This window comes from Mycobacterium sp. D16Q13 (assembly GCF_002013375.1).
GTDB lineage: Bacteria > Actinomycetota > Actinomycetes > Mycobacteriales > Mycobacteriaceae > Mycobacterium.
The window spans coordinates 15,282-28,472 of sequence record NZ_MAEW01000009.1 but is presented as its reverse complement, the minus strand read 5'-3'; the positions used below and the strand labels follow the sequence as shown (position 1 = coordinate 28,472).

The following is a 13,191-nucleotide window of genomic DNA, read 5'->3' as shown; positions in this document are numbered from 1 at the left end:
GCTCAGGCGTGCCGATACCGCCCGATGACACGGCAGAGCAGATAGATGGATACGGCGATCATGGTGACAAAGACCGAGATCGGTACGCCCGGCGCCAAGGACAGCACGATTCCACCGATGGCAGCGATCTCAGCGAAGACAATCGACAAGCCGATGGCGCGCGCCGGGGATGAGGTGATGCGAGCGGCGGCCGCCGCGGGTGTGATGAGCAGTGACATCACCAGCAGCGCGCCGACGATTTGCACACCCTGCGCCGCGGTGAGGCCGACGAGGGCAGCGAACACAATCCCCAAGGCACGCACGGGGACTCCGCGCGCCTCGGCCACGTCGGGGTCGACCGTGGCGAACAGCATCGGCCGATAGGTGACCGCCAGTACCGCGCCTACCACGATGCTCACCACGACGAGCATCAGTAGCCCGCTGTACCCGACGCCGACGATCTGCCCGGTGAGGAGCGCGAAATTGGTGCCGGTGCGCCCCGGATACATGTGGATGAACAGCACCGCCAGCCCCAGCCCGAAGGCCATGACGACACCGATCGCCGAGTCGCGATCCTTGGTGCGTTGTCCGAGGATGCCGAAAAGTATGGCTGCGACCACGCTTCCGAGTAACGCGCCGGTGCCGACGTTGGCGCCGGCCAAGAGCGCCGCGGCGGCACCCGTTAGCGATAGCTCACTGGAACCGTGCACCGCGAAGGACATCTGGCGCATCACCACAAACGGGCCGATGAGCCCGGCCAGCAGCCCCAGCAGCGCGGCCGCAAGGATCGCCTGCTGCACGAAGTCGCGTCCGAGGAGGTCGGCGGTGAGGGAAAGGTCGAAGAAGTTATTCATGTGCGTGCTCCGCACATTCCTCGGTGACCTGTCGGTTTTCGCCCACGACCACGTACTGTCCGCGCACCTTCACCACGTCGATCTGGGCGCGATACAGCTCCGACAAGGTCTCGGTCGTCATCACCTCGTCGACGGCGCCGATTCGAAAGCGCCCGTCTACCAGATAGAGGATCCGGTCCACGTACGGCAGGATCGGGTTGATCTCGTGGGTCACGAACAGCACAGCCGTCTGCGCGCTATACCGCCTCTTGTCGAGCAACGCGCAAATCTGTTGTGCACTTGCGGGATCCAGATTCAGTAGGGGTTCGTCGCAGAGCAGGAGTGCGGGATCGCCCGCCAGCGCCTGCGCGATGCGCACCCGTTGGAGCTCGCCACCGGATAGCGACGAGACGGCTTTGGTGGCCAGATGACTGGCATCCACTTGATCCAGCGCAAGGTCGATAGTTATGCGACGGCGCGCTCGGCTGGCGGGATTCAGTGCCGCCAAACCCCAACGGTGCCCGTCGATCCCGAGGCCCACCAGGTCCTCGGCGCGCAGAATCAGCGCGTTGTCGGCAAGCCGATGCTGGGGGACGTATCCGAGGTCGTCGGCAACGGTCATCGTGCCGCGCGTCAGCGGGACCTCACCCAACAGCAGCCGCAGCAGCGATGTCTTTCCGGAACCGTTGGGGCCCAATACCGCGATGAACTCACTCGGTTCGATCGTGAGGTCGAGATCCTCCCAGAGGGTGCGTCCACCGCGGTTCAGCGAGGCATTGCGCAGCGTGGCGACACTCATGCGGCCATTATCTCAGGGCCGTAGCGAGCTGCTCGGTGGTGCGTCGCTGCCAGGTGATGTAGTCGGTGCCGTCCGGCAGGGTTTCGGTCACCGTCACCACCGGGACCCCGTGGGATTCGGCGGCTTGCTTGAGCTGGTTGGTCACCGGTCCGGCCGTTTGGGAGTTGAAGAGCAGTGCCGCAACCTGTTTGGTGTTGATCAGGTCCAACGCGGTCGCGAGATCCGCGGGGGAGGGGTCCTGGCCTTGCTCGGCAGCTTCGGCGAAGTCGTGGGGCGTGCGGTCGACCAGTTCACAATGAGAGACCAGGTGACTGGCCACCGGTTCGGTCGCCAGGATCGCTTTGCCGTGGTCCTTCTCGGCGATCCCGTGCTGCAGATCTGAGATGGAGTCAAGCTGCTGCCCAAATGTTTTGGCATTCGCGAGGTAGGTATCGGCGTCGTCCGGGTCGGCCTTGGCGAGCTCGTCTGCGACGTGATCGGCTACCTTTTTGGCGGTGCTCAGGCTGTAGAACACATGCTCATTCTTGTCGGTCGAGTCGGTGGGGAGCAGCTGGTAGGCGTTGATCCGGGGCTGGCCGTCCTTGAGCAGCTTGTCGATGAACGGGTCGTAGCCGTCGCCGTTGTACACCACGAGGGTGGCGTCCTGGACCTGCGCGGCCGCCGCGGGCGTCACCTCGAATGAATGCGGGTCTGTGTTGGCGCCGCTGACCAATGCGCTCACCGTGGCATGGTCGCCTGCGACGGCCTTGGCCACCGAAGCCCAGGCGTCGGTGGAGGCCACCACCATGGGTTCATCGGGCCGTTGGGCGGCCTGGCCGCAACCGGAGAGTACGAGCGTTCCGACGGTCGTAACCGTCACAGCCAACCCAGCCACGCGAGCGTGCACAGCGGACCTCCAGCCCTCCAGTAATGAAAACGGTTTTCATTATGGGGGATGGGTGGTGAGAGTGCAAAACGTGTCAGCGCTCGCTGAGCTTGGTGGCGACGCGCAGCGCCGGTAGCAGCAGTGATCGTGGCGTGTAGCGCCCGGCGACGGTCATCGCCTGCGGCACCGCTCCGGGGATTACGCTGCGCGATCCTTGCTGCATGCCCTTGATCGCCGCCGTGGCGACCTGCTTAGGCGAGACCTGCACACCCGGCACGCTGAATCGCTCGGCACTCGCGATCTCTGCCCACTCCGTCGGCACCGGTCCCGGGCACAGCACCGTGCAGGACACACCAGTGCCCCGCAGCTCCTCGTGCACGGCCTCGGAGAAGGACTGCACATATGCCTTGGTCGCCGCATAGGTCGCCATAAACGGAATCGGCTGGAATGCGGCGACCGAGGCGATGTTCAGCACGGCCCCACTGCCTCGATCCACCATGCCAGTCACCGCGGCGTGGGTCAGTTCGACCAACGTGATGACGTTGACCTCGATCTCTTCGCGTTCGCGGTCCAGCGGTAGCTCATGGAAGACCCCGCTCGTTCCGAATCCGGCGGAATTGCATAGTCCCGCAATGCGGTGGGCGGCAATCCATTCGCGTAGCTGGGTGCGGCCCGGCTCAGTGCCTAGGTCAAGCGCTTGCACATCGACTTCGATGCGGTGGCGCGCACAGAGGATGTCGGCGAGCTTGTCCATCCTGTTCTTGCGGCGGGCGACCAAGACCAACGAGTATCCGCGCTTGGCCAGCCCATAGGCGAGCTCGGTGCCGATCCCCGAGGAAGCTCCGGTGATGACGACGGGCCCGGCGGCGCCCGGCTTCGGCAGGCTCACCAGTGCACCCCGGGCGTGGCGTCGATGAAGATCTGCTGTCCGCTGTCCACTTCCTCGGGCTTGAGGTTCTTGACGCCTTTGGCGGCATCGGAATCCGGGAACATCTTGTATCCCTGATTGCGTACCGCGTCCATGATCTCCGGTGTCAGCGAGTCTGCGAACGAGGCGATTCGTCCGAACGTCGAGGCCACCCGCCGCGGCCGCTCGATGATCGCCTTCGCGATGACCTCACCGGCCTCGTCCGGGGTCAGGGCCGGAAACTTCTGGTACAGCGTCGTCGGCGCGATCATCGGGGTACGCACCAGCGGCATGTGGATGGTCGTGAAGCGCAGTCCCTCGTCGGAGGTCTCGGCCTGGAACGCATCAGAGACCGTGTCCAACGCGGCCTTCGACGCGATGTAGGCGCCGAATCGCGGGACCTTTGTCTGCACCCCGATGGATGAGATGTTGATGATGTGGCCGAACTTGCGCCCGCGCATACCCGGCATGAATCCCAGGATGAGATGCAGGGGTGCAAAGTAATTCAGTTGCATGGTGCGCTCGAAATCGTGTGGCCGGTCGTAGGACAGCGCCAGCGAGCGCCGGATCGATCGACCGGCGTTGTTAATCAGGATGTCCACCCTGCCGTGGTCGGCGAGTACGTCCTTGACCATGCGATCGATCGCGTCCATGTCGGACAGATCGCACGGGGACACGTGGGCGGTGCCGCCAACGTCACGGACCTGTGCGGCGGTCTCCTGCAGCTTGTCCTCGGAGCGGGCCACCAGCAGCACCGTGCCGCCTGCCGCGCCAATCTGGAATGCGGCGGCCTGGCCGATGCCCGACGAGCCGCCGGTGATCATGACGATCTTGTTGCGGACCGACGAGCGCAGACTTCGGCTCGGTGTCACGAGCTTGGCGATGGCGTGCGGGGTGAGTTGTCCGGTCGGCGTCGTCAGGGCCTTGTTGACCTTGCCAAACTGTTGCGACGCCAGAGAGCTGAGACGTTGCATGGGGTTCATGGCTGAACGCTATGCCCGCGGGCGCCAGTAGCGCGGCGAAATGGGCCCTTAGGAAAGCAAGGCCGCGCAGCGCAGCAGCCCGATATGGCTGTACGCCTGCGGATGGTTGCCCAACGAGCGTTCGGCCACCGGGTCGTACTCCTCGGACAGCAGGCCGGTGGGGCCGGTGGCCTTGACCAGCTGGTCGAACAGGAGCTCGGCCTGCGATCGCGCACCGATGAGCAGATACGCCTCGACGAGCCAGGCGGCGCATAGATGGAAGCCGCCCTCTCCGCCGGGTAGACCATCGTCCCGGTGGTATCGGTAAACCGTTGCACCACTGCGCAACTCGGCCTCAGTGGCGATCACTGTCGCGGTGAAGCGGGGATCGGTGGGTTCGATCAGTCCGGATAGCCCGATGTAGAGGGTGGCGGCATCCAGATCGGTGCCGTCATAGGCGGCCGTGAAGGACTTGACCGACTCGTTCCACCCCTTTTCCACGACCTCGGCGGCGATCTCGTCGCGCAATGCGCCCCAGGATGGAGGTGATTCACGCTGGAACTCTTCGGCGAGCTTCACGGCGCGGTCCACGGTCACCCAGCACATGACCTTGGAGTAGACGTGATGCCGGGGATTTCCGCGGATCTCCCAGATTCCGTGATCGGGTTCGTACCATCGACGCTCGACGGCGAGAACCATGTCGGAAACCAGGTTCCAATCGGCATCGGTCAGCGGGTCGGTGTGTCCGAGGCGCTGGCGCGCGTGGGTCAGGTCATGGATCAGTTCCACGACGGGCCCGAAGACATCCAGCTGCACTTGCGAATTGGCGGCGTTTCCGACGCGGACCGGGCGCGAGCCCGCATACCCGGGCAGCGAGTCGATCACCGCTTCGGGTGGCAGCACCGTTCCAGCCAGTGTGTACAGCGGGTGTAGGCGATCGGGGCCGGGCAGATGCTCCAGCACCCGGTGCAGCCAGCCCAGCAGACCTTCGGCCTCGCTCAGCGATCCCAACGCCACCAGTGCCGATGCGGTCATCGAGGCATCGCGTAACCAACAGTACCGGTAATCCCAGTTACGAATACCGCCAATGTCTTCCGGTAGCGATGTGGTGGCTGCGGCCAGGATCGCGCCCGACTCGGAGTGCACCAGCCCACGCAACGTCAGCGCTGAGCGCTTCATCAGTCCGGGCTTGCGCTCGGGAAGAGTCAGGGTGTGGGCCCAGTCGCGCCAGTAGGATTCGGCCCGTTCCCGTAGCTCGGGCTCCGTAACCGAGCTTTCGCCGAGATCCTCGGTGCCGCAGCGCAGCTCGAGGACCACCGGGCCCTTTGCCGGGCTGATGGTCGCGGTGGCGCTCTGTTCGTCGGCGCCGATTGTCCAGGTGACACCGGGGGCGCGCAGCACGATGGGATCGTTGGTGCCGAGTACGCGCACGCCGTTGTCTTCGGCGACCAACTGCACGGGAGCCTGGCCGAACTCGGGACGCGGGGCGAAGGTGACCACGGCATCGGCCTCGCCGGTGACAACCCGGATCAGGTCGGTGCGTCCGGGGATCTCGTCGGGCGCCAAGTAATCGGTGACTTGCAGACTGGCCCAACGTGTTTCAACAGTCATGGTGCTGTCGATGTACTTCTGGCCGAGTGGTAGCGCGGATCGTGCGGGGCCGATGGTGAAGTGTCCTGCCTCGTCGCCGCCGAGGAGGTGGGCGAAGATGGCGGCCGAGTCGGGTTCGGGGTGACACATCCAGGTGACGCCACCGGTGGGGGTCACCAGCGCGATGGTGCGCGAATTGGCGAGCATGGTGAGTCGCTCGATGGGGGTGGCGTGTCCGCCGAGCAGCCAGGTGCGGCGCTCCTCGAGCAGGAAAGCCAGCGCTGTGCCCACCGATTCGGTATCCGGAATGCGGTATCCCGCCAGGGTTTCGCCGTCGCCCACCTTGACGCCCAGGTCGGGGCCGTGTAGCCGCTTGAACACCTTTTCGTCGGTGACGTCATCGCCGAAGAACACGGCGGCGGTCGCGCCCTCCTGATGGCGCAGGATGTCGAGCGCCTGCCCCTTGTCGGTCGGTATGACGGCGAATTCGAGGACCTTCTTGCCCTCGGTGACCTGCGCGCCCCAACCGTTGGCCACGGTAAGTGCTTGGGCCAGCGCGGCATCGCCGTCCTCTACTGAGGCATTGCGTACGTGCAGTGCGACGCTTGCCGGCTTTAGCTCGATGGCTACCCCGGCGTACTCGGCGGCGATCGCCGACAGCTTGTTGGCAATGGTCTTCAACAGCGCCTTGGCGTCTCCGTCGATGGCGTGCACGAATCCGGCATCGAACTCCGAACCGTGGCTTCCGACCAGATGCACTTCGGAGGGCAGTCGCGACAGGGTCGCCAGATCACGCAGTGCCCGCCCGGAGATCAGCGCCGAAGTCGTCGACGGCAGTCCCGCCAAAGCCCGCAGCGCCGTAGTCGATTCGGGATGTGGGCGTGCGTCATCGGGGTTGTTGACCAGCGGGGCTATCGTTCCGTCGTAGTCGGAGGCCACCAGCAGACGGGGCGTACGGGCCACCTCGGAAAGAGCGCGGCGCAGTTCGACGGGCAGATCTTGGGCACTCACCACGGGTCCCGAGTCTACGTCCGCTACCTACTCAGGGTTGGTTAGGCCAAGCGTCGCAGGTCAGGTAATTCCCAGCAGCAATCTGACGGTGCGATCAAGCCGGTGGCTCACATCAGTTGCCGACGCTCGCCGCGTCAACCAGGCAATCATGTTGGAGGTCCAGACATCCGAGATGACGCGGGCGATGTGGAACTGCCCGTCGGAGGGATCGTCGTCGCCGGCCATCGCGCGGGCGAAGATGCCGTCCATCAGTCGGCCCACGTGATCAACCTCACCGGCGGCAGAAGCGTCCGCGAAGACCAGGGCGCGGGTCATCGCCTCGGTGAGTAAGGGATTGCGCTGCATGTTGCGGTTCAGCCGGGTGATTGCCGTATGCAGCCGTTCGTATGCGGTGCCGCCGCTGACGGCACCGCGATCCGATCTGGCGTCGATCTGCTCGAACTCGCGCTCCAGCGCGGACACCAGCAGATGCACTTTGGAGGGGAAGTATCGATACAGGGTGCCGACGGCGACGTCCGCACGCTCGGCGACGGTGCGCATCTGCACCGCTTCGTAGCCTCCTTTGGAGGCGATGGCCAAAGTGGCGTCCAAGATGCGCTTGCGGCGCTCGCGCTGCGCGGTCGAACCGAGATCATCGTCGGATAGTGCTGAGACGGCAGCAGGCTGATTCGTCGCGTCGGTATCACCGCTAGCTGACTGCGCGGCTTCCGATGCGCTAGATGTCCGAGGCGTTGCCATGGCGTCTCTACTCCCTGCGTTCACGTTCTGGTTCAGCGCACGACTATACGGATCACCATCGGCCGTTTCAGGTCTCCCTGGCCCGCTGGTAGTGCTCTGTACAGCCTGAATGCGTTCCTACTACACTGAACCCAATCACGATATTAGAACACGTTCTAGTCTCATGTACCCGAATCAAGCCGAGGAGAATCTGTGTCGTCCGACGTGCAGGAAGCCGCCCGCGACGCTGTCCGTCAATGGGCCAAGAGCACGGCTGTCATCGAGTCGGTCCGGAAGATGGAGTCCGAGCCCCACGGGTGGGGCCCTGCCTATGCCGGGCTCGCTGAGCTGGGCATTTTCGGTGTCGCGGTGCCGGAGGCCGCCGGCGGTTCGGGAGCTGGATTCGACGACATGATCGCCATGGTCGACGAGGCCGCAGCGTCCTTGGTGCCGGGGCCGGTTGCCACCAGTGCGCTGGCCGCGGTGGTGCTGGCGACCGACGGACCCGCGGAATTGGTCGCAGCGCTGGCGGCCGGAGATCGCACGGCGGGACTGGCGCGTACCGGGGACCTGACCATCGCCGACGGGCTGGCCTCGGGCGTGTTGCCCGCGGTGCTGGGAGGTACGGCCGACGGAGCGCTGTTGGCCCCGGGGCCCGACGGCTGGGTGCTGATCGACTGCGTGGGCGCTGGCGCCACGGTGGACGTCAAGAAGGCGACCGACTTCTCGCGTCCGTGGGCCGCGGTCACCCTGCGCGGCGCTGCGGTACATCCGGTGAGCCTGCCGGCCGCCGTGGTCGCCGATCTGGCGACGGTGACCCTCTCGGCCGAGGCGGTCGGCGTGGCGCGTTGGGCGCTGCGGACCGCAGTCGAATACGCGAAGGTGCGCGAGCAATTCGGTAAGCAGATCGGCAGCTTTCAGGCGATTAAGCACATGTGTGCGGAAATGCTGTGCCGTGTCGAGCAGGCCGATGTCGCTGTCTGGGACGCCGCCGGATGTGCGCAGGATGCTGTTGCCAATGGCGTTGATTCTCAGCAGCTTTCGCTTGCCGCTGCCGTTGCGGCGGCGGTTGCCGTCGATGCGGCGCTGGCCAACACCAAGGACTGCATCCAGATTCTTGGTGGTATCGGATTCACCTGGGAGCATGACGCACACCTGTACCTGCGGCGCGCATACGCGCTCCAGTCCTTCCTGGGTAAGCCCGCGGCATGGCGGCGAACGGCCGCCACGCTGACGCTAGGGGGAACGCGCCGGTCCCTGACCGTCGACCTCGGTGAGGCGGAGAGTCAGCGCGCACAAGTTGCGGCTACCGCTGCGGAAATCGCTTCTGCGCCAAGTGATGAACACCAGATCCGACTGGCTGAGTCGGGCTTCCTGGCTCCGCACTGGCCCGCGCCGTACGGGTTGGGTGCGGGGGCCGCGCAGCAGCTGCTCATCGACCAGGAGCTGCATGCCGCGGGCGTCACACGCCCCGATCTTGTCATCGGATGGTGGGCGGCCCCCACCATTCTGGAGCACGGAACGCCCGAGCAGATAGCGCAATTCGTGGCACCCACGCTTCGTGGTGAGATCGAATGGTGCCAGCTGTTCTCCGAGCCCGGCGCCGGTAGTGACCTTGCGGCGTTGCGTACCAAGGCAACCCGGGTCGACGGCGGGTGGAAGCTCGACGGTCAGAAGGTGTGGAACTCCAAGGCGCAGATCGCGGACTGGGCGATCTGCCTGGCGCGCACCAACCCCGATGTTCCCAAGCACAAGGGCATTACGTACTTCCTGCTCGATATGAAGACCCCCGGGATCACCGTGCGGCCGCTGCGTGAGATCACCGGAGAGGAGATGTTCAACGAAGTCTTCCTGGACGGTGTGATCGTCCCGGACGAGTACGTGGTCGGTTCGGTCGACGACGGGTGGCGCCTGGCCCGCACCACACTGGCCAACGAGCGGGTGGCGATGGCGGGAGGCGGCACTCTCGACGAGGCCATGGAGTCGCTGCTTGCCCTCATCGGAGACACCGAACTGGATGCGGCGCAACTCGATACGCTCGGCGTTTTCGTGTGCTCGGCGCAGACGGGCGCGCTGCTTGATCTGCGCACCGCGCTGCGCGCCATCGGTGGTCAGGATCCGGGTGCGGCCTCGAGTGTGCGCAAGCTCGTCGGTGTGCGTCATCGTCAGGGACTTTCGGAGCACATCCTCGACTACGTGGACACCCATGGTGCGGTGGAGTCCCACGAGATGTGGCTGTTCATGCGAGACCGGTGCCTGTCGATCGCCGGAGGTACCACCCAAATCCTGCTCAGCGTGGCAGGGGAGCGGCTACTCGGCCTGCCGCGTTGACAGCCAGCGGTCAGCTCGGGTGCCCGGATCCCGCGCTAGTGTGGCGGCGCTGAGATCAACACCCTGGTGACGGCTAGCTGAAGCGGGCCTGCGCGCAGGCATCGGGCGAGATCACGCTGCGGCCACCGATACTGGCCTCGACGTGACTGCACACGATGTAGTCGGCATCGAGCTTGGGCTGCCCCGTCGCCCAATCGGTCGGCTGGGTGGTGCCGGTGACCCGGAAGCGGTCGACATCGCCTCCGCCGAAGTAGACGGTGGTAAGCAGCCAGGTGCTACCGCCGTTGTGCTCCACGGTGTTCGGATTGTCGGCCCACTGCACCCACAAGTAATTCATCCGGTCCGAGGTGCGTAGTTCGGTGGTCTGCTTGGCCCACAGGTCGCCCCCGAATCCCTCAATCCCGCTGGGGGTCCGCAGGTTGAAGCTCGCGGTGTAGTAGCACTGCCGTTCTGCCCTGCGACAGTCGGCGGTGGCGTGCACCTCGAGTTGGCGCCCCTCGTCGACGGGAGTGCTGACGTCGGTGGTCTTGACCTCTGCGGTGGCGGTACCTGGGAAAACTAGGGAAGTAACCACCAGTGATGCGGCGGCCAGCGCCGATTTCAGGGACTTCATGATGTCGGAATCGTATCGGCCCGCTTGGGCAACGGCGCCGGGATCTTCTTTCTGTACCTGGCGTTCACTCATCGAAGGTGACGTTGACGTCGTCGGTCTCGGGAACGGCCTGGCACGCCAGGATGTACCCGTCGTCGATGTCGTTCTGGGACAGTGCGTCGTTGACGAGCATGCGGACCTTCCCGTCCTTGAGGATGCAGGCACATGTCATGCAGTGCCCCTCGCGGCAGGAGAACGGCGCGTCCAGCCCCTTGGCGAGCAACACGTCGAGCAGGACGGTGCTGCGCGGCCAGCTGACGGTGTGGGTCTCACCATCGAGTTCCACGGTGGCCGTGGCCGGCGGTTCGTCATCGTCGGAAGGCTCGGCAAGGACTACCTCGGCGAACGGATCGCTTTCCAGGGAACGGAAGACCTCGATGTGTACGCGGTCCTCGGGCATGCCGTTGCTCTTGAGTGCGGCCTCGGAGGCGTCCATGAACGGTCCGGGGCCGCAGATAAAGGCCTCATGCCCGGCAAACGGTGCGGCCAGCGTGGCCAGTGATTGTCGCGAGGGCAGCCCCTGCACCGATTCGAGCCAGTGAATGACGGTGAGCCGCTCCGGATATTGCGTGGTCAGCTCCCGAAGTGCCGCTCCGAAGATGACCGACTGTTCGTCGCGGTTGGCGTAGATGAGAACGACCTTGCCGCTGCCCTGGGAGAGCGCGGACTTGCAGATCGCCATCATCGGGGTGATTCCGCTGCCGCCGGCAACGAGGAGGAGATCCCGGCTCAAGTCTTTGGGGACGAACACTCCCGAGGGCGCCAGTACGTGCATGTGCATACCGGCATGGGCGTTATCGCAGATCCAGTTGGACCCGTAACCATCGACGGTCCGCTTGACCGTCACCGTCAACCGGTCGTCGATATGCGGTGAGCTGGACAGCGAGTAGCAGCGCGCCACCGATCCGGTGCGGTCGGATGGAATGCGCAGCGTGAGGTACTGGCCGGGTGTGTACGCGAACTTGTCGGCCGCGTCCTCGGGAATATCGAAGACCAATGACCTGGAGTCGGCGGTCTCGTCGATAACCTCGGCGATTCGAACCTCGAGGACGTGCTTTCCCAGCGGAACGTCCGTCACGTGATTTCCTCCGTCGTTGACTTCGTCTGGCCGAGCCCAACTACAACCGAACTAGAACAGGTTACAGAATTGACCTTTGGCCCTACAACACCGTCGTCGCTTCGTTCCAGATGAGCCCGCCTTCCCGGGGTGGGCGAGGCGGTGTCGACACAGATCGAAACGTGTTCTAGTCTCAGCAGGGAACACGCGCTACCACCGTGGGTGTACAGCGGGTGTCGCGAACTACTAGCCCTAGTTTGTGCCGACTGATGCTAACTACAGCAGTGGAGGAAATGCAGTGACGACGACCGAACAGCGGGACGAGATTCAGGCGGTTCTCGCAGGAATTGACGACCTGCTGCCGATCCTGCGCAAGCGCGCGCAGGAGACCGAGGACCTGCGGCGTCTGCCCGACGCCACGGTCGCCGAACTGCAGGAGATCGGCTTCTTCAAGCTGTTGCAGCCCTCGCAGTGGGGTGGATACGAGACGGCCCCCACTACCTTCTACGAGGCGGTGCGCCGGCTCGGCAGCGCCTGCGGCTCAACCGGCTGGGTCTCCTCGATCATCGGTGTGCACAACTGGCACCTGGCCCTGTTCGACCAGAAGGCCCAGGAAGAGGTCTGGGGCGACGACACCAACGTGCGAGTCTCCTCCTCCTACGCGCCCATGGGCGCCGGTGTCGTTGTCGATGGCGGGTACCTGGTCAACGGCGCGTGGAACTGGTCCTCGGGCTGCGATCACGCCACCTGGGCGTTCCTCGGTGGCCCCGTCATCAAGGACGGCCGTCCGGTCGACTTCGGTAGCTTCCTGATCCCGCGTACCGAGTACCGCATCGACGACGTGTGGAATGTCGTCGGTCTGCGTGGCACCGGCAGTAACACTGTCGTGGTCAAAGACGTGTTCGTGCCGTCACACCGCTTCTTGTCGTACAAGAAGATGAACGACCAGACCGCCGGTGGTTACGAGACCAACACCGCGCCGGTGTACAAGATGCCTTGGGGCACCATGCATCCCACCACCATCACCGCGCCCATCATGGGCATGGCGTATGGCGCCTACGACGCGCACGTCGAGGCTCAGGGCAAGCGGGTGCGCGCGGCATACGCCGGTGAGAAGGCCAAGGACGACCCGTTCACCAAGGTGCGGGTGGCCGAGGCCGCTAGTGACATCGATGCCGGTTGGCGTCAGTTGATCGGGAATGTGGGCGACGAGTACGCCCTTATCTCGGCCGGCCAGGAGGTTCCCTTCGAGCTGCGCGCCGCCGCACGCCGCGACCAGGTGCGTGCCACCGGACGGGCCATCGCCTCGATCGACCTGTTGTTTGAGAACTCCGGGGCCACCGCGCTATCGAATGACGCACCGGTACAGCGTTTCTGGCGTGATGCGCACGCCGGACGCGTGCACGCGGCCAATGACGCTGAGCGGGCTTACCAGATCTGGGGTAACCACGCCTTCGAGCTGCCCGCCACCGACACGATGGTTTAGGA

At 65.0% G+C, this 13,191-nt stretch carries 11 protein-coding genes; 2 read left to right on the top strand and 9 right to left on the bottom strand.

What is annotated here, in order from left to right; genetic code table 11:
* Positions 1-2: 2 nt before the first annotated feature.
* The 7 genes from B4400_RS10135 to kstR all read right to left on the bottom strand — a co-directional run bounded on the left by B4400_RS10135 (position 3) and on the right by kstR (position 7,684).
* Positions 3-833 (bottom strand): metal ABC transporter permease, encoded by an 831-nt coding sequence (locus tag B4400_RS10135; protein ID WP_078311491.1) that lies wholly within the window; start codon positions 831-833, stop codon positions 3-5.
* Positions 826-1,611 carry a metal ABC transporter ATP-binding protein gene (locus B4400_RS10130; protein WP_078311490.1) on the bottom strand — a complete coding sequence of 262 codons (786 nt, stop codon included), beginning with the start codon at positions 1,609-1,611 and terminating at the stop codon, positions 826-828. The genes B4400_RS10135 and B4400_RS10130 overlap by 8 nt, the downstream gene beginning before the upstream one ends.
* Positions 1,612-1,618: 7 nt before the next feature.
* Positions 1,619-2,497, bottom strand: coding sequence for a metal ABC transporter solute-binding protein, Zn/Mn family (locus B4400_RS10125; RefSeq protein WP_139361352.1), 879 nt, complete (start codon positions 2,495-2,497; stop codon positions 1,619-1,621).
* A 73-nt stretch (positions 2,498-2,570) separates the two neighbouring features.
* Positions 2,571-3,365 (bottom strand): SDR family NAD(P)-dependent oxidoreductase, encoded by a 795-nt coding sequence (locus tag B4400_RS10120; protein ID WP_078311489.1) that lies wholly within the window; start codon positions 3,363-3,365, stop codon positions 2,571-2,573.
* A complete protein-coding gene (locus B4400_RS10115) occupies positions 3,362-4,366 on the bottom strand; it encodes an SDR family NAD(P)-dependent oxidoreductase (RefSeq protein WP_078311488.1) in 1,005 nt (334 codons plus the stop codon). Before B4400_RS10115 ends, B4400_RS10120 begins: the two co-directional genes overlap by 4 nt.
* A gap of 48 nt (positions 4,367-4,414) precedes the next feature.
* Positions 4,415-6,946, bottom strand: a complete 2,532-nt coding sequence (gene otsB, locus B4400_RS10110) for a trehalose-phosphatase (protein WP_078311644.1) — start codon at positions 6,944-6,946, stop codon at positions 4,415-4,417.
* Positions 6,947-7,006: 60 nt separating this feature from the next.
* A complete protein-coding gene (gene kstR, locus B4400_RS10105; protein ID WP_078311487.1) occupies positions 7,007-7,684 on the bottom strand; it encodes a cholesterol catabolism transcriptional regulator KstR in 678 nt (225 codons plus the stop codon).
* Between the two features lie 192 nt (positions 7,685-7,876).
* Between kstR and B4400_RS10100 the strand changes: the two genes are divergently transcribed.
* Complete coding sequence (locus tag B4400_RS10100) at positions 7,877-9,994, top strand: acyl-CoA dehydrogenase family protein (protein WP_078311486.1); 2,118 nt, start codon at positions 7,877-7,879, stop codon at positions 9,992-9,994.
* 73 nt (positions 9,995-10,067) lie between these two features.
* Here the strand turns inward: B4400_RS10100 and B4400_RS10095 are convergent, their stop codons facing one another.
* Positions 10,068-10,607 carry a hypothetical protein gene (locus tag B4400_RS10095; RefSeq protein WP_078311643.1) on the bottom strand — a complete coding sequence of 180 codons (540 nt, stop codon included), beginning with the start codon at positions 10,605-10,607 and terminating at the stop codon, positions 10,068-10,070.
* 64 nt (positions 10,608-10,671) lie between these two features.
* Positions 10,672-11,724 (bottom strand): ferredoxin--NADP reductase, encoded by a 1,053-nt coding sequence (locus tag B4400_RS10090; RefSeq protein ID WP_078311485.1) that lies wholly within the window; start codon positions 11,722-11,724, stop codon positions 10,672-10,674.
* Between the two features lie 277 nt (positions 11,725-12,001).
* On the opposite strand from B4400_RS10090, the gene hsaA reads away from it, so the two are divergent.
* On the top strand, positions 12,002-13,189 hold the full coding sequence (gene hsaA, locus B4400_RS10085) for a 3-hydroxy-9,10-secoandrosta-1,3,5(10)-triene-9,17-dione monooxygenase oxygenase subunit (RefSeq protein WP_078292617.1): 1,188 nt from the start codon (positions 12,002-12,004) through the stop codon (positions 13,187-13,189).
* The last annotated feature ends 2 nt before the right edge of the window (positions 13,190-13,191 follow it).

What these genes read in the sequence shown, in the direction of transcription:
- B4400_RS10130 (WP_078311490.1), bottom strand. Translation starts at nt 1,611, where the DNA reads ATGAGTGTCGCCACGCTGCGCAATGCCTCGCTGAACCGCGGTGGACGC.
- B4400_RS10095 (WP_078311643.1), bottom strand. Translation starts at nt 10,607, where the DNA reads ATGAAGTCCCTGAAATCGGCGCTGGCCGCCGCATCACTGGTGGTTACT.
- B4400_RS10135 (WP_078311491.1), bottom strand. Translation starts at nt 833, where the DNA reads ATGAATAACTTCTTCGACCTTTCCCTCACCGCCGACCTCCTCGGACGC.
- kstR (WP_078311487.1), bottom strand. Translation starts at nt 7,684, where the DNA reads ATGGCAACGCCTCGGACATCTAGCGCATCGGAAGCCGCGCAGTCAGCT.
- B4400_RS10115 (WP_078311488.1), bottom strand. Translation starts at nt 4,366, where the DNA reads ATGAACCCCATGCAACGTCTCAGCTCTCTGGCGTCGCAACAGTTTGGC.